Annotated in this window: 24 protein-coding genes; all 24 read right to left on the reverse strand. The window is 40.3% G+C overall.

What is annotated here, in order from left to right:
- Nucleotides 1–55 precede the first annotated feature (55 nt).
- The 24 genes from tsf to AC6CIB_RS05540 all read right to left on the reverse strand — a co-directional run bounded on the left by tsf (nucleotide 56) and on the right by AC6CIB_RS05540 (nucleotide 20,731).
- Entirely contained in the window at nucleotides 56–937 is an 882-nt protein-coding gene (gene tsf, locus AC6CIB_RS05425; RefSeq protein ID WP_498278481.1) for a translation elongation factor Ts, read from the reverse strand.
- Nucleotides 938–1,086: 149 nt separating this feature from the next.
- Nucleotides 1,087–1,794 carry a 30S ribosomal protein S2 gene (gene rpsB, locus AC6CIB_RS05430; RefSeq protein WP_498278483.1) on the reverse strand — a complete coding sequence of 236 codons (708 nt, stop codon included), beginning with the start codon at nucleotides 1,792–1,794 and terminating at the stop codon, nucleotides 1,087–1,089.
- 158 nt (nucleotides 1,795–1,952) lie between these two features.
- Nucleotides 1,953–2,477, reverse strand: coding sequence for a hypothetical protein (locus AC6CIB_RS05435; protein ID WP_498278485.1), 525 nt, complete (start codon nucleotides 2,475–2,477; stop codon nucleotides 1,953–1,955).
- A gap of 141 nt (nucleotides 2,478–2,618) precedes the next feature.
- Nucleotides 2,619–3,377, reverse strand: a complete 759-nt coding sequence (locus AC6CIB_RS05440) for a FliA/WhiG family RNA polymerase sigma factor (RefSeq protein WP_498278487.1) — start codon at nucleotides 3,375–3,377, stop codon at nucleotides 2,619–2,621.
- 121 nt (nucleotides 3,378–3,498) lie between these two features.
- On the reverse strand, nucleotides 3,499–3,996 hold the full coding sequence (locus AC6CIB_RS05445; protein WP_498278489.1) for a chemotaxis protein CheD: 498 nt from the start codon (nucleotides 3,994–3,996) through the stop codon (nucleotides 3,499–3,501).
- A complete protein-coding gene (locus AC6CIB_RS05450; RefSeq protein ID WP_498278491.1) occupies nucleotides 3,993–4,628 on the reverse strand; it encodes a chemotaxis protein CheC in 636 nt (211 codons plus the stop codon). The genes AC6CIB_RS05445 and AC6CIB_RS05450 overlap by 4 nt, the downstream gene beginning before the upstream one ends.
- 15 nt (nucleotides 4,629–4,643) lie before the next feature.
- On the reverse strand, nucleotides 4,644–5,069 hold the full coding sequence (locus tag AC6CIB_RS05455; protein WP_498278676.1) for a chemotaxis protein CheW: 426 nt from the start codon (nucleotides 5,067–5,069) through the stop codon (nucleotides 4,644–4,646).
- A 33-nt stretch (nucleotides 5,070–5,102) separates the two neighbouring features.
- Nucleotides 5,103–7,127: a chemotaxis protein CheW gene (locus tag AC6CIB_RS05460; RefSeq protein ID WP_498278493.1), complete on the reverse strand. Its 2,025-nt coding sequence runs from the start codon at nucleotides 7,125–7,127 to the stop codon at nucleotides 5,103–5,105.
- Nucleotides 7,128–7,142: 15 nt separating this feature from the next.
- Nucleotides 7,143–8,225, reverse strand: coding sequence for a protein-glutamate methylesterase/protein-glutamine glutaminase (locus tag AC6CIB_RS05465; RefSeq protein ID WP_498278495.1), 1,083 nt, complete (start codon nucleotides 8,223–8,225; stop codon nucleotides 7,143–7,145).
- 9 nt (nucleotides 8,226–8,234) lie between these two features.
- Nucleotides 8,235–9,095 (reverse strand): MinD/ParA family protein, encoded by an 861-nt coding sequence (locus AC6CIB_RS05470; protein ID WP_498278497.1) that lies wholly within the window; start codon nucleotides 9,093–9,095, stop codon nucleotides 8,235–8,237.
- Nucleotides 9,076–10,233 (reverse strand): flagellar biosynthesis GTPase FlhF, encoded by a 1,158-nt coding sequence (flhF, locus tag AC6CIB_RS05475; RefSeq protein ID WP_498278499.1) that lies wholly within the window; start codon nucleotides 10,231–10,233, stop codon nucleotides 9,076–9,078. The genes AC6CIB_RS05470 and flhF overlap by 20 nt, the downstream gene beginning before the upstream one ends.
- A complete protein-coding gene (gene flhA, locus AC6CIB_RS05480; RefSeq protein WP_498278501.1) occupies nucleotides 10,230–12,266 on the reverse strand; it encodes a flagellar biosynthesis protein FlhA in 2,037 nt (678 codons plus the stop codon). The genes flhF and flhA overlap by 4 nt, the downstream gene beginning before the upstream one ends.
- 18 nt (nucleotides 12,267–12,284) lie before the next feature.
- Entirely contained in the window at nucleotides 12,285–13,367 is a 1,083-nt protein-coding gene (flhB, locus tag AC6CIB_RS05485) for a flagellar biosynthesis protein FlhB (RefSeq protein WP_498278503.1), read from the reverse strand.
- 1 nt (nucleotide 13,368) lies between these two features.
- Nucleotides 13,369–14,145 (reverse strand): flagellar biosynthetic protein FliR, encoded by a 777-nt coding sequence (fliR, locus tag AC6CIB_RS05490; RefSeq protein ID WP_498278505.1) that lies wholly within the window; start codon nucleotides 14,143–14,145, stop codon nucleotides 13,369–13,371.
- A gap of 4 nt (nucleotides 14,146–14,149) precedes the next feature.
- Nucleotides 14,150–14,419: a flagellar biosynthesis protein FliQ gene (fliQ, locus tag AC6CIB_RS05495; RefSeq protein WP_044337389.1), complete on the reverse strand. Its 270-nt coding sequence runs from the start codon at nucleotides 14,417–14,419 to the stop codon at nucleotides 14,150–14,152.
- A 14-nt stretch (nucleotides 14,420–14,433) separates the two neighbouring features.
- On the reverse strand, nucleotides 14,434–15,099 hold the full coding sequence (fliP, locus tag AC6CIB_RS05500; protein ID WP_044337390.1) for a flagellar type III secretion system pore protein FliP: 666 nt from the start codon (nucleotides 15,097–15,099) through the stop codon (nucleotides 14,434–14,436).
- The gene (locus tag AC6CIB_RS05505; protein ID WP_498278507.1) at nucleotides 15,092–15,730 is read right to left on the reverse strand and encodes a flagellar biosynthetic protein FliO; all 639 of its coding nucleotides are present in this window, start codon (nucleotides 15,728–15,730) and stop codon (nucleotides 15,092–15,094) included. The genes fliP and AC6CIB_RS05505 overlap by 8 nt, the downstream gene beginning before the upstream one ends.
- 23 nt (nucleotides 15,731–15,753) lie before the next feature.
- Nucleotides 15,754–16,116: a response regulator gene (locus tag AC6CIB_RS05510; protein ID WP_113968213.1), complete on the reverse strand. Its 363-nt coding sequence runs from the start codon at nucleotides 16,114–16,116 to the stop codon at nucleotides 15,754–15,756.
- Nucleotides 16,117–16,142: 26 nt separating this feature from the next.
- A complete protein-coding gene (gene fliY, locus AC6CIB_RS05515) occupies nucleotides 16,143–17,309 on the reverse strand; it encodes a flagellar motor switch phosphatase FliY (RefSeq protein WP_498278509.1) in 1,167 nt (388 codons plus the stop codon).
- Nucleotides 17,299–18,297 (reverse strand): flagellar motor switch protein FliM, encoded by a 999-nt coding sequence (fliM, locus tag AC6CIB_RS05520; RefSeq protein ID WP_498278511.1) that lies wholly within the window; start codon nucleotides 18,295–18,297, stop codon nucleotides 17,299–17,301. Before fliM ends, fliY begins: the two co-directional genes overlap by 11 nt.
- Before the next feature lie 32 nt (nucleotides 18,298–18,329).
- Nucleotides 18,330–18,755, reverse strand: a complete 426-nt coding sequence (fliL, locus tag AC6CIB_RS05525) for a flagellar basal body-associated protein FliL (protein ID WP_149155514.1) — start codon at nucleotides 18,753–18,755, stop codon at nucleotides 18,330–18,332.
- Nucleotides 18,752–18,967 (reverse strand): flagellar FlbD family protein, encoded by a 216-nt coding sequence (locus tag AC6CIB_RS05530; RefSeq protein ID WP_498278678.1) that lies wholly within the window; start codon nucleotides 18,965–18,967, stop codon nucleotides 18,752–18,754. Before AC6CIB_RS05530 ends, fliL begins: the two co-directional genes overlap by 4 nt.
- Nucleotides 18,968–19,051: 84 nt before the next feature.
- Complete coding sequence (locus AC6CIB_RS05535) at nucleotides 19,052–20,275, reverse strand: flagellar hook protein FlgE (protein ID WP_498278513.1); 1,224 nt, start codon at nucleotides 20,273–20,275, stop codon at nucleotides 19,052–19,054.
- 69 nt (nucleotides 20,276–20,344) lie between these two features.
- A complete protein-coding gene (locus tag AC6CIB_RS05540) occupies nucleotides 20,345–20,731 on the reverse strand; it encodes a TIGR02530 family flagellar biosynthesis protein (RefSeq protein WP_498278515.1) in 387 nt (128 codons plus the stop codon).
- Nucleotides 20,732–20,741 lie beyond the last annotated feature (10 nt).

Here is a 20,741-nt window from a genome sequence, read left to right on the forward strand (position 1 = left end):
CTTGAAAAATAGGGAACACGCTAAGTGTTCCCTACTAAGAATTGTTTAGCTTTTATTATTTCTTAACTTGACTCATTACCTCTTCAGCGAAGTTATCTTGACGTTTTTCAAGACCTTCCCCTACTTCGTAACGGATGAAATCAGTTAAAGTAGCTTTATTCGCTTCAAGGTATTGACGTACCTTTTGATCTGGATTCTTAACGAATGTCTGATCCAGGATACAGATATCTTCGAAGTATTTTCCAAGGCGGCCTTCAACCATTTTTTCTACGATGTTTTCAGGCTTTCCTTCATTTAATGCTTGTTGCTTAAGTACTTCACGTTCACGTTCTACTTCTTCAGCAGAAACCTGGTCACGGGATACATACTTAGGATTTAATGCTGCAGCATGCATAGCAACATCTTTCGCTACATTGGCATCTGTTGTGCCTTCTACTACTGTCAGAACAGCAATACGGCCACCCATGTGCAGGTATTCACCAAATGCAGCGTTATCACCTTTAGTACGGATTTCAAAACGACGTAGAGTGATTTTTTCTCCGATTTTAGCGATAGCGGCGTTGATGAATTCACTTACAGTTGAACCATTCGCCATTTTTTGTTCTAGAGCATCTTCAACAGAAGCCGGTTTGTTAGCTAGTAAGTGATCTGCTAATTCTTTAACGAGGCTTTGGAAGTTTTCGTTTTTCGCAACGAAATCAGTTTCTGCATTCACTTCGAAAATGATAGCAGTATTCCCTTCGCTTGCAATATAAGTAGTACCTTCAGCTGCAATACGATCAGCTTTTTTAGCTGCTTTTGCAATTCCTTTTTCACGTAAGAAGTCAATTGCTTTGTCCATATCTCCATCAGTTTCTGTTAACGCTTTTTTACAATCCATCATTCCAGCGCCAGTTTTTTCACGAAGTTCTTTAACCATTTGTGCAGTAATTGCCATAGTGGGTTTCCTCCTTATTTTAACTATGTAGACTATATCACCCATGGGTGTTAGTCAAAAATGTACTGTCTCTCGATTTGAGTACAGTAAATGTGAATACTCTTTAAAAAAAGGTGATAAGGGTAAGCCCTCTTATCACCTTCCATTCATTACTCAGCTGCTACAGCTGCTTCTTCACCTTGCTTAGCCTCTAAAATAGCATCTGCCATTTTACCTGTAAGAAGCTTAACTGCACGGATTGCATCGTCATTCGCAGGAATGACAACATCGATTTCATCCGGATCACAGTTTGTATCTACAATACCCACGATAGGGATATGAAGTTTACGAGCTTCAGCTACAGCAATACGCTCTTTACGAGGGTCGATGATGAATAATGCATCAGGTAGCGTGTTCATATCTTTGATTCCGCCTAAGAATTTCACTAAGCGTTCGTGTTCTTTTTTAAGTTGTACTACTTCTTTCTTAGGTAGTACTTCAAACGTTCCGTTTTCTTCCATTTTTTCAATTTCTTTAAGACGGGAAATACGCTTTTGGATTGTTTCGAAGTTAGTAAGTGTTCCACCTAACCAACGTTGGTTGATGTAGTACATACCTGCACGTTCTGCTTCTTCTTTAACAGACTCTTGTGCTTGTTTTTTCGTACCAACGAAAAGAACTTTACCGCCGTTACCAGCTAATTCTTTCACGAACTTGTAAGCTTCTTCAACCTTTTTTACTGTTTTTTGAAGGTCGATGATGTAGATACCGTTACGCTCAGTGAAGATATATCTCTTCATTTTTGGGTTCCAACGGCGAGTTTGGTGTCCGAAATGTACACCAGCTTCTAGCAATTGTTTCATAGAAATTACTGACATGTGTGTTTCCTCCTAAATGGTTTTTGTTTTCTCCTCCGTTTCCGTCATCTTGTAGTAGAAACTATTCGTTTGAATAGCACCATCTACCTCAATCGAGAAACGTGTGTAATCACACCATGAATACTATAGCACACCTATTCCAACCAATCAAGACATTCCTACATAATTTGACTGAATTTCAGCAGGAGCTCAATTTCCGTTTTCCCTTTTCCGACGGTTTGAGCTATTTCCTCGATGGTCATCCCTTCTTTTTTTAGTGAGAGAACCTGTTGGATAAGGGGATCTTCGTTGGTTTTTACTGTTGGTTTCACTTCCAACTTTTTTTCGACAGCTCCCACTTGTGGTGTTGGTGTTTGTTGATAGGCCATTGAAGCTTGCTTATATCCTGCTCCTGACCACTTGGGATTGGTTTGAAGCGGGGAACTGTTTACATTCTCATCGTCCGTTTTGTCAGTGATACGTGTTTGACTTTTAGAATGATGATTAAAAGTCCTAATGAACTCTTCATTCTCTTCTTTCATTTCTATCAGATAAGTAGAAATGACTTCTTCCAATTCCTTGATCATTTTCTTTGGTTCTTTTTCCATGTTAAGAAAACGAGTTTGCCTTGAATATAAAATGACGATCGCAAGCAAGGAAACGATATTAAGAAGAAAAGATATAAAAAGCAGGAATGTTACCATGTCATCACCTTAGTTTAGTTTGATTTTAGTTTTTCCTAAGCATATAAAAGGACTGCTCCTTTAAACCGTATTTCGTCGGAACAGTCCATCAACATCTATGGTTTGGGCTCATTGTGTGGACCGTTCTGTCAATAGAGTGGTTCAAGAGCCTAATAAATTGCGCAGTTTAAAAATGGCCTTGGAATGTATTTGTGAGATTCGTGAGGTTGATAGTTTCATGACTTCCCCGATTTCCGTCAAAGTTAATTCCTCTTTATAAAATAAGCTTAACACAAGCTGCTCTTTATCAGAAAGTGTTAGAATCGTTTCCTCTAACTCTGTTACCTTTTCACCTTTTAACACTTCTTCCTCAGGTGTGATCGTCTTATCATCTTTAATAGAATAGCTTTGAGATTCATGATCTTCATCGGTTAGTTGCTCATCCATGGAAAGGATATTGGCAAAGAAATGTTCATTGGTGGTTTGATATACTTCCTCAGGAGCCATCTCTAATGATGCAGCTACTTCCTCGGCGGTCACGTGGCGTAATAAAATCTGCTCCAGCTCTACTGTTTTGGCTTCGATTTTTTTCGCCCTGTCTCTTGTTGATCTTGGTAGCCAGTCTTCTTTTCTCAGTCCGTCGAGAATGGCTCCCCGGACTCTGAACGAAGCATATGTATCGAACTTTAGATCTCTTGTTGGATCAAACTTCTGAAGTGCATCCAGTAAACCCATTAACCCAAGACTCTTTATATCTTCTCTCGAGACGTTTCTTGGCAGCCCAACGGAAATTCTCTGAACATGATATGACACAAGGGGCATGTATTTCTTCACTAACATGTCACCTGCCTGGGTATCACGACTGTTAATCCATTTCTCCCAATATAGTTGTTCATCTGTTCGAGGGGGTTGCTGAGACATAAGAATCCTCCTTGCTTACTATTTTCTTCCTTGAAACCTGCTTTAAGGTATAGAACTCCATGGTATGAGAAAACGAGTGGATCTTTCCTGTTACATCTGCTCCTTGAAGCTTTTCATAAACTCATAATTCTTTTGTTCCTTCATTTACCGTGCGAACATGAAGGATTCCAGTCGACGTGAAGAATTCAATGGTTCTCCCTTTATTACCACCTAAATCCTCTGCTACAATGGGCACTCGATGCTTCAAGAGAGCCTCTTTGACCGCTTCAGCATTCCTTGGGCCTATTCTCATCACATCGCTTTTTGCTTTGAATTGAAACATTTGTGCACCGCCCGCCATTTTGCACTTAAGTCTCTCCACTTTCGCACCCCGTTCTCCCAGTTGGTGAATGAGTTCATCTATTCCAGTGTCTGCGTATTTAGCTAAATTCATGGAAGGCTCTTTCCCTAACGATGAATGAGGGAGCATGACGTGGACCATACCAGCCAATTTAATGAACTCATCGTATAATACCACCCCAATGCAAGAACCTAAGCCCGATGTGCGAATTGAACTTCCATTACTAACGATATTCATATCTGCAATACCCACCCTTACCACTGTGTTCACCACAATCATAGCTTCACACCGAGGGATTGGAAAATGATTTCAAATGAATCGGGATCCGGCAAGAGGAAGAAGTGACCTTTCACACTTTCAGATTTCTCCAATTCTTCTTCTTTTAAGGCTGTATCTATGACGATCGCGTAATCACTAACCTGTGAAATTTCCAGTAATCCGAAACCGATAATGGCACCTGCCATATCTACAGATAAAGCGGGAACTGAAGGTAATAGCTTAAGACTCGTAAAGTCGGATAAGGAAGACAAATAAGAACCCGAGAGAATATTCCCTAACTCTTGCATGGCTGATAAACCCAATTCTGAATACGGCGGTTCACTAAAGGAAAACGAACGATCCTGTATCATTGTTCGAATATAAGTAGAAGCTTGTTCAAGAGGTAATAAAAAAAACATACTTCCTGGTGCATCCCCTTCAATTCTTAAGAACACACTTACGACCACATTATCCGGTCCTCCTGCCATGTCCATCATTTCATCGAATGTAACAACCTGGACACTGGGTACCTTCATGTCAATTTTCTTATCCAGAAGAGTAGAGAGGGCAGTTGCTGCATGCCCCGCTCCAATATTTCCGATTTCTTTCAAAATATCTAAGTGCATTGCCGAAATTTTCTTCTCATAACCCATTCGTATCTGTTCCCCTTAGATGGATTGCAGTATTTTGTCTAAATGAAGTAGAATCAATAATCGTTTATTTTGCTTTACTACCCCACCAATGTACTCTGCTTCTACTACTCCGACAACTCCCGGTGATGGTTCAATCATTTCTCTTTCTACATCCAACACATCATTTGCCGCATCAACGATCAATCCTACTTCCTTATCCTCTAGACCCACGATAATCACACGGGTGCTCTCAGTTGGCTCAGAAGAGGATAAATCGAACCGACTTCTTAAATCGATGATGGGGGTTACGACACCACGTAAATTTATTACACCTTTAACATAGGAAGCCGTTCTAGGCACTCTCGTAATATGCTGTAGCCTCTCAATTGATCGGACCTGTTCGACAGGAATGGCATATTCCTTATCCACCAATTGAAATACGATAAGCTTTAGGTCTTCCATCGTCTCTGTCACTACACTCATTTCCCTTACCTCCTATTTAATCAATGCATTGCAATCAACAATCAGTGCTACCTGCCCATCACCCAATATGGTTGCACCTGAAATGGCAAATACATCATTAAGATAGTTCCCTAATGATTTTAGGACGATTTCCTGTTGACCAATAAATGAACCCACTACTAATCCTGCCATTTTTTCTCCTTTTCGGACAACCACGACAGAATAAAACTCTTCATCCTTTGAATCTTTAGGAACTTCGAATACATCCTCCAGGAATAACAACGGGACCACTTTGCCTCTGAAATCTATCACTCTTTGATTATGTGCATTCATGATCTCTTCTTTTTTTACTATGGCCGTCTCGATAATGGAAGAAAGCGGGATTGCGTATTTCTCAGCTTCAACCTCAACAAGCATGACAGAAATAATCGATAAGGTTAATGGCAATTGGATAGAAAACAATGATCCTTGACCAGCACTGGAGTCAATTGTAATGGCACCACCTAATGACTCAATCGTCGCTTTAACTACATCCAATCCAACACCTCTACCAGAGATATCTGAGATTTGGTCAGCTGTTGAAAAACCTGATTCCAGGATAAGTTCATAGATTTGTCTATCGGATAAGGTTTGCGCAACTTCATCTGATACAATTCCTTTTTGAATCGCTTTCTCCATCACTCGCTGTTTATTAATACCTGCACCATCATCTTCAAGTTCAATAAATACATGGTTTCCGCTATGATAGGCTTTCAGCTTGACCGTCCCTTGCTCAGGCTTACCATTTTTTGAGCGAATCTCAGGCATTTCAATTCCGTGATCCAGGGCATTTCGAATTAAGTGGACGAGAGGATCACCGATTTCATCGATCACCGTCCGATCAAGTTCTGTTTCTGCCCCTATGATTTCCAGTTCAATTTTCTTATTTAAATCTCTTGCAAGCTGTCTTACCATTCGGGGAAAGCGGTTAAATACCGTTTCTACAGGAACCATCCGCATAGTGAGGATGATGCTTTGTAAGTCTCCGGAAATCCGTGTCATTCTTTCAACCGTTTCATTTAATTCCGGATTATTTAAATCTTTTGAGATTTGTTCCAATCTGCCTCTATCAATGACAAGTTCTTCAAAAAGGTTCATCAGTACATCCAGTCGCTCAATGTTTACACGTATCGTTTTACTCGAAGGATTCGATTGTTTGGATGTTTTATTTGTTTCTTTAGGTATCCTGTCTTCCTGTTCTATTACAACAGCTTCCCCTGACTGTTCCTCCATTGCATTCATTTCTTTGTTGTGAATATGTTGTGAGGTCAGTTCCATTATCGTGACTTCTTCAACCTCAGAGACGTTACGTATACTCTTTTCTATGTCACTTGCATCCTCTTTTGACACAACAGCTATAACAAAGGAATGATCGAACTGTTCTTCTTCCAGCTGATCTACAGTTGGGAAAGACTTAATGACTTCTCCGAGTTTTTCCAGCACTTCAAAAACCATATATACTCTTGCGGCTTTTAACAGACAATCATCCCGCAAGGAAACGGTAATTTCAAAGCAACGGAATCCCTGCTCGAAGGATTGCTGAATAACGGTTTGTTCAAATGCTTCATACTTCATGGACAATGTATGTATTTCAGGGGCTATGGTTGCGGCAGCTTCATTACTTGCTGAATGTAAATTTTCACCCTTTTCAATTGCTTGGAGGAGGGTGACTACTTCTGTCACGTCCCGTTTTCCATCTCCGCCATCCGCGATAGAAAACACCATTGCTTCCAGGTCGTCAACGGATTTAAACACTACATCTAATATTTCTGGTGTCACTTTAATTTTTTCATTACGTATAGCATCCAGAACATTCTCCATTTTATGGGTAAGGTTTGCTAAATCTTCGTACCCCATCGTTGCAGACATTCCTTTTAACGTGTGAGCTGAACGAAAAATTTCATTAACAATCGCCAGGTTTTCAGGATTTTTCTCCAATTCCAGTAATTGCTCATTACAGGTTTGTAGATTTTCCTTACTCTCTTCTATAAAAACTTCTAAATATTGACTCAATTCCATGTGCTCCACACCTCTCTACAACATGTACTTCATAATAGATTGAGAAATATCCTCGATATGTTCCACGCTGTCTACTAAATTTGTAGCGATAGCCGATTTCGGCATTCCAAACACAATACAAGTCTCTTTTGATTCTGCAATGGCTCTCACTTCGCCTGTTTCTTTAAGCTTGATTAATCCTTCAGAGCCATCGGAGCCCATCCCAGTCATAATGACAGCTATTTTGCCATAATTTCGAAGCAGGCATGCGGATTCGAACAATATGTCAACGGAAGGTCTGTGACCATTTCGTGGTGCTTCTTCTCTTGATAGTTCAAAGGCTAAACGTGCTCCATGCTCGACCACTTTTGTATGAAAACCACCCGGTGCTATATATGCTGTTCCTTTTTGGAGGATTTCTTCATGCTCCGCTTCCTTCACTTTAATGGCGGATTGACCATCTAACCGATTGGCTAGTGAGCTGGTAAAGCCGGGCGGCATGTGCTGTACCACTACCACTGGTGCATCCAGTTGAGGAGATAATTCTGTAAGCACCTGCTGTAAAGCGCGTGGACCTCCTGTTGATGTTCCTATAAGGATCAATTTCGGTGAATCCCTGCTCCATTTAAGTTCAGAAGGTAACGTTGGTACACCTCCATTAGCAGGTTCACTTGAATCTTCCGACTCTGTCCTTTTTCGAAAAGCGCTGGTTATTTTCGTCAAATTCACCTTGCTTGCCGATATTACTTTTTCAACCATTTCATCTTGAACTTTATGAAGGTCCAATGAAATGGTTCCAGATGGTTTCGCGATAAAATCAACAGCTCCAAGCTCCATGGCTTTGACAGTCTCCTCCGCCCCCTCTTTGGTTGTAGATGAGAGCATCACGACAGGTACCGGACACTCCCCCATGATTCTCCTTAAGGCTTCTATTCCATTCATCTTTGGCATTTCCACGTCAAGGGTCACGACGTCGGGACGGAGTTTTTTAATTTTTGAAATCGCGTCTTCACCATTTCTAGCAATTCCTATCACTTCTAGCTGTTTAGAGGCTGTTAGAAAATCACTAATAAGTTTTCTCATAAATGCTGAATCATCTACAACTAGAACTTTTTTCATTCAGGAATTTTACCTCCCAAAAAATAAATTTCTCATACTCTTTAAAAAGCCTGCCTGTTTACTCACTGGTCGATTCGATCCCCCGACGAGGTGATACAACATCGTACGCAGACTTAAGGTCATTTCTGAAGCAGGGTATCCGACAACTATGGGTGTTTGATGAATGACCGCCTTCCTTACCGTTGAATCTTCAGGTAAGACCCCTAAAGAAACTATCTCCTTTTGGAGGAATTTCCTCACCGTTTCTTGTAATCTCGTAATCGTTTCAAGACCTTCCTTCTTGAATTCTGCCCGATTACATATCAGATAGAACGGTTTCTCTGGATCCCTCAAATAAATATATTTCATCATCGAGTAGGCATCTGTAATCGAGGTAGGTTCAGGTGTTGTGACAACAATGATTTCATCCATCGCCAAGAGAAATTCCAACGTCTCTTTCGTAGCTCCTGCACCCATATCAAAAAGAATGTAATCATACTTTTGAACTGCATGCTCCATCACTTCAAAGAACCGTTCTATCTGCTTCTCTTTCCACTCCACTATATTTTTAAGACCATTCCCCCCACTTATGTAAGAAATACCATGAACATTGTCACATATAATTGTGTTGATATCTAGTTCTTTTTCCTCAATATAATCCATGATTGAGTAAGAATGATGACTTCCTAGTAAAATATGAATATTTCCCATGCCGATATCCAGGTCAACTAATAATACTTTCTGATTTTCTTTACCAAGCAAAACGGAAAGGTTGGTGGAGATATTCGATTTTCCAACCCCCCCCTTTCCGCTTACTACTGCAATCGTTTTAGCGGGAGAAGAGTCGCCTATGAGCATTTTCCGCCTTAGGTTATATGCTTGATCTTTCATATCGAAATCCTTTCATAAGCAAATGACCTATTTCTTCAACATTCACCTCGGTAATATCCTCCGGTACATCCTGACCGATCGTTACATAAGATGCACCGATCCTCACCTCTGTCATCATATTGATCATAGAACCGTAACTGGATGTTTCATCTAGTTTCGTGAAAATAAACCGATCAATGTCAATAGAAGAAAACTGTGAAATGATTTCCTTCATATCCCTCTCCTTGCTCGTCAGGGAAAGAACCAGGAACGTCTCCATATGGTGATCGAAGTCAATAATTCCCCGCAAATCATCTACATATTTCTTTTCTCTAAAATTCCTGCCTGCAGTATCAATGAAAACATGGTCGTAGTCTTGGAATTTATCGATTGCTTTTTTAAAGTCTTCTATTTTATAGACTACTTCAACTGGAACATTCAACAGACCTGCATACGTCTTTAATTGCTCGATCGCTGCAATACGATATGTATCTGTCGTGATGAAAGCTATTTTCATCCGTTTCTCAATGACTGCTTCAGCCGCCATTTTCGCTAAAGTAGTTGTTTTCCCCACACCCGTTGGGCCTATCACGTTAATGTATTTCTTCTTGTAACTCATACCACCCAAAGCGATTCCTTTCAGAAGACCATCCAGAAAATGTTTGACTTCCTGTTTAGCCCATTCATTTCGATTGTTCCCTGGAAGAAATCCACTCTTGATTCTCTCTTCAAGATAGTCTCCCAATCGGAAGAGAGTTGTGTCACTAATGTCATGATTTTTGAGAAATAGCAAGATTTCTTGAACATCTTCAGCGAATTTCTCGAATTGATTTTTTGATTTAATAGTAGAAATCATTTGTTTTAGTTCTTTTAATTCTGACTCTACCGATTTATTAGGAACTTCGTATTTTTTTTCGGATTGAGAAGGAGGAGCAATTGGTGCAGATGTAGCTTTCATTCTACTCATCTCTATCTTTTCACTCTCAACCTCTGGATCAATGGCAGCAATGACTTCAATCATTTTCTTTTTGAATAACCCCATGAAACCACCCGTATATGCTACTTTAGAATTTAGGATGACGGCATCATCCCCTAATTCAGCTCTGACCTTTTTCATTGCCTCATTCATGGAAGGTGCTACATATTTCTTTACTTTCATCCGACATTCACCACCCCTAAACTTTGTACTTCTACATTTGCTTCTAATTCGTTATATGAAATGATAGGTACTTGAGGAAAATACCTTTCTGTTAATTGTCTTACGTACATTCTCACGGCAGGGGAACACAGAATAATCGGTGACTCCTCCATAAGAGACAACTGTTCCACTTGAGATGCGACTGCTTCCAGGATTCCTTGAGAATCGTTGGGATCCATGGATAAATAATTTCCATGCTCCGTTTGTTGAATGGCGTCGGCAATCAATTTTTCAACCTTTCCTGACATAGTCACAACCTTTAAGGAAGCATCTCCTTGAACATATTGACTGGTAATTTGTCTAGCCAACGATTGCCTAACATACTCAGCTAAAAGATCTGTATCTGAACTCATTTTGGCATAGTCAGCAAGTGTTTCAAAAATAATCGGCAGGTTTCTGATAGACACATTTTCCTTTAACAACTTGGCTAATACTTTTTGTACTTCACCTACAGTTAAAGGATTCGGCGTCACTTCTTCCACTAATATTGGGTAGGATTCCTGTAAATGATCAATGAGCTGTTTCGTCTCCTGCCTGCCCAGAAGCTCATGAGCATTTGTTTTAATCATTTCGGTTATGTGGGTTGACACCACTGAAGGCGGATCCACAACCGTATATCCGAATATTTCTGCCTGCTCTTTCATTTCTTCTGAAATCCATTTAGCCGGAAGACCGAATGAGGGCTCGATTGTATCAATTCCCTCAATGGAGTCATCCTCCACACCTGGACTCATGGCTAAATAATGATCAAGCAAAAGCTCTCCACGGGCCATTTCATTGCCTTTAATTTTCAAGCGATATTCATTCGGTTGAAGTTGTATATTGTCCCGGATTCTTACTACAGGTATGACCAGCCCCAGCTCTATCGCTAATTGACGTCGTATCATTACAATCCGGTCAAGGAGATCTCCTCCCTGATTCGTATCGGCAAGGGGAATCAGACCATAGCCGAACTCAAATTCAATCGGATCCACATTCAGTAAGTTCACGACGCTCTCCGGACTTTTCATTTCGTCCTGCTCTACTTCTTCTTCCATTTCCATCAAGTCAGATTCATTTTCCTTAGGTGACCTTGAAAGCATGAAGGCTCCTACCCCTAATAGGGCTGCCACTGGAATAGTTAAAATATCATTAATAGGAGTTGCTACACCCAACATGAAGATCGTGAAGGCAGCTACATACAGCATCGCAGGATAAGCCAGTAGCTGATTCATGATATCCTGTCCCAGATTTCCTTCAGATGCGGCTCTTGTTACCACAATGCCCGTGGCTGTTGAGATCAATAGGGCAGGAATCTGGCTGACAATTCCGTCTCCGACTGTCAGTAAGGAATAACGGGTTGCCGCTTCGGCGATAGGCAGCCCTTGTTGTGTCATGCCGATGATAATACCGAAGATTAAATTAATCATGACAATGACAATTCCAGCTATGGCATCCCCCTTAACAAACTTGGATGCCCCGTCCATGGCACCATAGAAATCTGCTTCCCGACCTACTTTTTCCCGACGATTTCTGGCATCATGCTCTGATATCATCCCAGCATTCAAATCGGCATCTATACTCATCTGCTTACCAGGCATCGCATCAAGGGTAAATCTTGCCGCAACCTCGGACACACGCTCAGACCCTTTTGTTATGACAATAAATTGGATCACGATGAGGATGATGAATACTACGAGACCGACGAGAATATTTCCTCCTACAACGAATGTTCCAAACGTTTCCACAACGTCCCCTGCTTCACCTTTACTAAGGATCGATCTCGTTGTGGAAACATTTAGACCTAATCGAAAAAGTGTTAACAATAATAATAGGGAAGGAAATATAGAAAATTGCAATGGTTCATTCATATTCATAGAGGTTAGGAGTACAAGGAGTGCAAGTGAAATATTAACGATGATCAATAAGCTTAATAACCAGGATGGGAACGGGATAATAAGCATGGCAACGATTAATATGACACTGGCTAGTACGGATAAATCTCTTGCTGACATTGTTTCTCTCCTAACTGCTTACATTTGATTTTTTATTCGGTAAACATAAGCTAAAATTTCTGCAACTGCTTTGAAAAATTCTTCCGGAACGGCATCGCCTATTTCAGCCGAGTCATAAAGGGACCTGGCTAAAGGACGATTTTCCACCATAACCACATCGTTTTCATTGGCGATATATTTAATCTTCTGTGCTAGATAATCCACGCCTTTGGCCACTACATAAGGCGCATCCATTTTATTCTCATCGTATTTAAGAGCAATGGCAAAGTGAGTAGGGTTTGTAATCACCACATCCGCTTCAGGAACTTCCTGCATCATGCGTCTCATGGCCATTTCACGCTGTCTCTGCTTAATTTTGGATTTAATTAAAGGATCGCCCTCGATGTTTTTATGTTCATCTTTTAGATCCTGCTTTGACATTCGAATGTTTTTTTCAAAATCATATTTCTGATAAAGAAAATCGAATAGAGATAAGAATAGTAACGCTAGTGAAGCAGCGATTCCCATTTGTACAGTTAAGCTCGCCATCGTCGCTAATGAATCACCCACTGATTTAAACGATAAGCTTAACACTTGATCAATATTCTTCCAGAGAATGACAAACGTGATTGCACCTACGAAGGAAATTTTTAGAATGGATTTTAATAGTTCAACGATTGCTCTTAAAGAGAAGATGCGCTTAAACCCTTTAATCGGATCAATCTTTTCTAACTTGGGCTCAAGCGGTTTAGTCGTAAACATGACTCCTACTTGTATATAATTCGAAAACAATCCGGCAAGTAAGGCCACTAACATAATCGGACCGAGAAGTAATGCAAGCTCTTTCATAATATCCATGGTTATGATTTGAACTGTATTCTCTGTCAGCTCCATCAGCATGTATTCCTGAAAGGTTTGATTAAAGAGATCGAACACAATATCCCCAATATATGAAGCACTGAAGGTAAGGAACAAAAAGACGGCAAGAAGTATGATTGCTGTATTCACATCCTGGCTTTTTGCTGTTTGTCCTTTTTTCCGCGCGTCATCCCTTTTTTTCGGAGTCGCTTTCTCCGTCTTTTCCCCACTGAAAAACTGTAGGTCTAATGATAGCCACTTCAAATTATGTGCCTCCAATAATTTTCATTAAATCTCTCATGGTCACGAACATCATTTCAAAAAGCTGCTGCATGACAGCAAACATCACTCCCATTACAATGAACAACACGATAAATGCAACGGCAATCTTGATAGGAAATCCTACGACGAAGACGTTTAACTGCGGTACAGTACGAGCCACAATCCCCAAGGCCACATCTACAAGGAACAGCGTTGCGACGACAGGAATCGACATTTGAAAAGCAATGATGAACATTGAGTTAAAAGATGTCATAACATAGTCAATTAATCTTTCATCTCCAAAAGGTATCCACGGACTATCAATTGGGATCAGCTGATAACTATAAAAAATTCCATCCAGGAGCAGATGATGACCATCAAGAGCAAGCAATAAAAGAAGCGCAAATGTATAGAGATATTGTCCCATCAAGGGGCTTTGTGCTCCTGTTTGAGGATCGATCACATTGGCAATGGCAAACCCCATTTGAAAATCTATGAATCCCCCGGCTATCTGAATGGCCGTAACAATCATATAGGCAACAAAACCGATGAAAAGACCGATCATGGCTTCTTTCATGATCAATAAAAAATAGTGGCCGTTGATTTCAAATGCCGCAGATTCAATCGTATAATACATGACCCAAGAGAGCACCACCGAGAATGCGATCCGATGTTGTGCAGGTATGTTACGGTATGAAAACAGAGGCATCGTAACAAAAAAAGCCGAAACCCTTACAAACACTAGTAAGTATACCGATAGAATGGGTACAAGCTCTTCCATTCTCTTACCCTACGAACCTTGTTAAATCTGAGAAGATTTGTGAGGTATACGTCACAAGCTTCGTTAACATCCAAGGTCCAAAGAAAACAATCCCGATCAAGACCGCCACGATTTTAGGAATAAACGCAAGAGTTTGTTCCTGTATTTGTGTTGTTGCTTGAAAAATACTGACGATCAATCCTACTACAAGGGCTAACAGCAGTAATGGACCAGAAACGATGAGGGTTACATATATTCCACGCTCCGCTATCGCGATAACAGATTCAGCATTCATTGAAACTCACCTACTTAAAAACTTTGTAAAAGAGATTTTATTACTAAATACCAGCCATCTACTAACACAAACAGTAAAATCTTGAAAGGCAATGAAATCATAACAGGGGGGAGCATCATCATCCCCATGGACATCAAGACACTCGCTACTACCATGTCGATGACTAAGAAAGGAATAAAAATCATAAATCCTATTTGAAAAGCCGTCTTAATTTCACTTAACGCAAATGCCGGTACTAAGGATGTAAGAGGAATGTCTTCCACAGATTCGGGTCGTTCAGCCCCGGAATATTGTAAGAACAACTCTAAATCCTTTTGTCTTGTGTGCTTACTCATAAATTCTTTAAATGGGATCGAAGCCTTATCGTAAGCTTCTTCAAGATTAATCTCTTCGTTAAAAAGAGGAGTCAATGCTTCATCGTTTACCTCTTGAAAAGTTGGAGCCATGATAAAAAACGTAAGAAATAAAGAAATTCCAATCAATACCTGATTCGGTGGCATTTGCTGTGTGGCAAGAGAAGTCCTGACAAAGGATAGGACAATCATGATCCGGGTAAAAGATGTCATTAATATCAGAATACTGGGTGCCAGTGAAAGGACGGTAAATAGTAATAGCAGCTTAACACTTGTCGATACATTATCTGCAGAACTACTATTAAAAAACTCCATGAATTCATTCATCAGAATGATTCTCCTTATTCTTTAAATCCTTAAACATCTTCTTTCTTCCTTTTTTCATTTCCTCAAGCTGTGATTTCAAATGTGATTGAAATGAGCTTGTGTTAGATGATTGAGAAGGACTTTTTACCTTTGCTAACCAACTGGAAACGGCGGTTTTGGCATCGGGAAATTGAGCGTCCTGATAAAAGGATAGTATCTCTTCTTTTTCTTTTTCATCCTGAATCTCTTTCAATAGCTGAATATCTTCTCCTACACCGAGTACCAGTACTTGTTTGCCTACCTTAACCATTTGGACAGAACGATTTCCCCCAAGAGGCGTTCCACCTAAATGATTGATTAATTTTGTTTGTTGAAAGGATCTTCCTTTTTGATTTATAAATTTCAACAAAAAATATATGAGAGCAACTACAAAGATAAGAGCAAAGATCATTTTAATATAATCCGAAAAAGTAACTGAGGTAGCAACACCTGATTCAGAGGCGTCAGCCTCATTATTTTGCTGTTCATTGCATTTCTCTGGATGTTCTATGCAGTCCTTGACATTATTCACTTCTGCAAATGCTGTTAGATTTACAGCATTTGCAGTAATGATAAAAACAATAAGACTCACTAGAATTTGAATCTTTTTCAATACATGCACCTTCTTACTAATCGTTAGCTTAGAGCTTTTTGAATGGCTTCGATTACACGATCGGCCTGGAATGGTTTAACGATAAAATCCTTTGCACCCGCTTGTATGGCATCAATCACCATTGCTTGTTGACCCATTGCAGAGCACATAATGATTTTCGCACCGGCGTCGACTGCTTTGATTTCCTTTAGAGCTGCAATACCATCTTTTTCTGGCATCGTAATATCCATGGTGACAAGGTCAGGTTTCAGTTCCTTGTATTTATCAACAGCTTGACTTCCATCGGCTGCCTCTCCTACTACATCAAACCCATTTTTCGTTAAAATATCTTTAATCATCATTCTCATAAAAGCCGCATCATCTACAATTAGAATTTTATTAGCCATTACGTCATCCTCCATCATCGTCTAGGTTATTTAAGTTTTTTAATACGATCACTTTGACTTACAATGTCTGTAATTCTGACACCAAAGTTCTCATCTATCACTACTACTTCTCCTTTAGCCATCAATTGACTGTTCACAAGGATATCAACCGGTTCTCCTGCTAGTTTATCAAGCTCTATTATGGAACCAGATGATAACTCAAGTATGTCCCTGACCGAACGGTTCGTCCTTCCGAGCTCAACTGTGACCTGCAAAGGAATGTCTAGTAGCATATTCAAATTTTTTGTTTCCTGTTGACCCAATGTTGTCGGTTCAAAATTACTAAACGTAGCGGGTTGTACATTTACGGTTTCTCCATACCCCCCTTGTCCCCCCAAATGCTGATGAGATGTCTGCTGATGGGAAGCATGGACAGGTTCCTCATACATACCGCTATATGGCTCTGCTTGTGGAGCAGTAGGATGTTCCACGGTCGGTGTAACCGCTGCTGCAACTTCATCAGTAGCTCCACCATTCATTAATTCATCCACCAGACTCTTGGCAAAACTTAAGGGCAAGAGCTGCATGATGCTCGAGTCAATGAGATCTCCGATTTTCAATGAGAATGATACTTTTACTAATAGATCTTGATCAGGAAGGTTTTCTTCTCCCTCTCCTTGAGGTATATACATCAAATCGATGGAAGGTGGGGAAATATCCACTTTCTTACTAAATACCGTAGACATGGATGTTGCAGCAGAACCCATCATTTGATTCATTGCCTCTTGAACGGCACTAAGCTGAATTTCCCCCAAATCACCTGATGGGGTCCTTCCATCTCCTCCAAGCATCAAGTCAGCGATGATGGATGCATCTGATTGTTTGATCACCAACAGGTTCACTCCTGAAAATCCCTCAGTATATTGAACTTGAATGGCGACATACGGATGAGGAAATTCCTCTTCTAAATAATTTTTGTCAATGATCGTTACTTTAGGGGTCGTAATCTCAACCTTCTGATTGAGCAAAGTGGATAAAGCCGTTGCAGAACTCCCAAAGGAGATGTTCCCTATTTCACCTAAAGCATCCTCTTCCATAGAACTAATGTAATCATTGCTATTTATCTCTTTGCGCTCTGTTTCCTCTTCAGGCTCTGCAGAACCACGAAGCAACGCATCAATTTCATCTTGTGATAACATATCATCACTCATCATCGTCGTCTCCCCCCTTCAACGAATCTAAAATTTGTACGGCCAGTTTCTTATTTGACTTCCCTGGCTGAGCTGTAAATTTAGGAATTTCACCCACTCTGATCGTTAAAGGATCATCGATTCGGGTGTTCATTTCGATTACATCACCAATATCCAGCATAAGGAACTCTTCAATTGAAATATCAGAACGTCCTAATTCAGCTACCATTGGCACTTGGGCTTTCTTGATTTTTCTTTCAAGATGTGCCGTTTCTTCCGGCTTACTTTCTTTACGTTTGCTTTCCATCCAATAGCTTCCTGATAATTTCGGAAGGATCGGTTCCAGTACAACGTGTGGAATGCAGATGTTAATCATTCCACTTGTTTCACCAATCGTAGTGTTTAATGAAATAACCACAACCGTTTCATTTGGTGAAACCATCTGAAGAAATTGAGGGTTTACTTCAAATTCCGCAAAAAGCGGATCTACATCAGCCACAGTACTCCAGGCTTCCCTTAAATTCTCAAACGCCTTTTCAAAGAGCTGACTCATAATTCTCGTTTCAATTTCGGTTAAATTCTCTACTTTGTTAACGCTGACTCCCCTTCCACCCATCACCCGATCCATCATCGAATAAGCAATATTCGGATTGATTTCCATAAGGATCCTTCCATCCAATGGAGGTAATTCATATACGTTTAAGATGGTCATTTTCGGAACGGAACGGATAAATTCTTCGTATGGGATTTGGTCAGCAGAAGCAACATTTATTTGAACATAAGTTCTTAATTGAGCAGAGAAATATGTGGTCAAAATCCGGGCGAAGTTCTCATGTATTCTCGTTAAACTTCGGATTTGATCTTTAGAAAACCGTAAAGCTCTCTTAAAATCATACACTTTCACTTTTTTCTCTTCTTCTTCTTTTTTGAAATCATCTGCGCTCATCTCTCCTGTATTGAGAGCTGACAAGAGAGCATCGATTTCACTTTGAGATAAAATTTCACTCGCCACCACTTCACCTCCAAACACTCATAATAGCTATCTTATTGAATCATCATAGAGGTGATATACACTTTTTCTACCATTCCTTCTTGCATAAGGGAGTTTACCTTGTCTTTAACCTTCGTTTCGATCATTTCTTTCCCTTTTTTCCCTTGCAGTTCTTCTGCTTTCAATTCTGAAAGCTCTTCTATGATGATGTTATTCACTTGAAAATCTCTCTTTTCCAACTCACTTTTCGCTTTTTTACTATCCGTTTGAATCTTAAAGGAAATACGAATGAAGTCATTACTCATTAAATTGGTTGTCGTCTCAGGTATGTCCACCGAATTTTCAATCACTTCTTCAATGGAAGGTTCTTTCGTTTCTTCATCTCCTGAAAACTTCAGAATGACAACTAACGCAATCACACCGACAAGTGTAATCGTAACCAATAAGATCATCATGATTGTCAGGGCTTTACTCTTCAACTGAAACTCCCTCCCTCATGGGGCAGGCTGAGTAAATTTGCTTTTTGAAAGAAAGAAAGTGTAAGTGAGTCAACCTCGTCCACCGTTTCTTTCACAACATATCGTCTGCCATTTGTTAATAGAATCGTAGTGTCCGGAAAAGCTTCTACTGTTTCTATGTATAAAGCATTCAACGTAAACGACTTTCCATTCAGTCTGGTTAACGTGATCATAAATTTCAGAACCGACATCCATCCTCCGATTCAACCTAAGGTAAAACCTCTTAGGTGTCAGTCCCTTCCTCCCTTTTTAACGAATTAACGTTTCAAGTTTACAAGCTCTTGTAAGATTTCATCCGACGTTGTAATGATACGTGTATTTGCCTGGAAACCACGCTGAGCCGTAATCATTTCAGTGAATTCTTCGGATAGGTCTACGTTGGACATTTCGAGGGCTCCAGACTGAAGTGCCCCTCTTCCCTCTCCAGCTAATCCCTGATTCGGAAGACCTGAGTTATTAGAAGCCTGGAACAGATTATTGCCGGCTTTTGTCAAACCACCCGGATTAGAAAAAGTAGCTAATGCCAGTTGACTTAATACTCTCACTTCACCATTGGAAAATACTCCGTTCACTTCACCGGAAGAACCTATGTTGAAGCTTTCAAGGTACCCTTCTGAGTTTCCGTCAACAGTATCTACATTAGCAGAGGAGGAGCTATCGAACTGAGTGATCTTGGAGAAATCCAGATTGATCGTTTGGGTAGGATTTGCACCAGTTTGATTATTTAATGTTATAGGGAAAGGCACTTGAGAAGTTAATTTCCCTTCTTCGTCAAATTCCAAAACAGTCTCTTGACCATTGCCGACTGTAACGTCATCGGTCAGACTGGATATTGTCACTTCCCATTCATTCTGATCTGATTTCTCCATTACTAACTTAATACTAATATCTTTACCTAGTGAATCCTTCACCTTCGTTTCAAGCTCGACTACGGTACCATCGACGGCACTAGACTTTAAGTTCCCATTATAAGTCGCCTTGCTCGTAGCCTGTGGTGCCATTGTGGTATTAGTATCAATTTTGATATCAGTCGCACCACTCTGATTTATTACACCGTCATCGTTGACCGGATACCCCTGTACAAGATTTCCTTGACCTGTTACAAGGTTTCCGTTTGAATCTAAATAAAAGTTTCCAGCACGGGTGAACATTTCGTTATTTCCTTGTCTTACAACAAAAAATCCGTCTCCCGAGATGGCTACATCCAAGGATCTGCCTGTTGTCTGCAGACTTCCTTGAGTTTGAATCGTATCAATAGACGACAGAGATGCCCCAAGTCCTACTTGCTTTGCATTTTGACCTCCACGGTTTTCAGTCGCTCTACTCGCACCTGAAACGGTTTGGTTCATTAAATCCTGGAATGTGACACGCCCTTTTTTATACCCGTACGTATTTACATTTGCAATATTATTTCCGATTACATCCAGTTTTGTTTGAAAGTTTTTCATTCCACTGATACCCGAATACATTGAACGTAGCATGAATTTTTCCCCTTTCTTATTAGCTGCTTCGATCAGTCCACAGCTACAGGCCTCCATAAAAGGTCCAGCCTATGAATCTATTAATATCGTTCCATTAATGTTGGTGAAAATCTGAGAATGTGCTTCGTCACGGTCTAAAGCTGTGATCACCGTTTTGTTTTTAGCGCTTACGATTAACGCGGCATCTTTCAGAATCACAAGCGAATCCCCGACACCCTTCGTTTTTGCTTCTTTTATTTTCGCCCCTATCTTCTCCCATGTTTGTGGAGAAATAGAAATTCCCCGTTGCTCCATCCTTACCATTGCATGTTTGCTAATCTGTATGTGAGGTACATGTTGTATTGCCTTATCTAATTGGGCAGCAAATGATGATGCCCTTGAGGGTTTAGTAATAGCTTTCGTTTTATTATTTGGTGCGATAGGTTGTGGTGAACGATGAAAGAATGTCTTTTCCATACAACCACTC

The sequence above is a fragment of the Rossellomorea sp. GQ25 genome, from assembly GCF_059758515.1.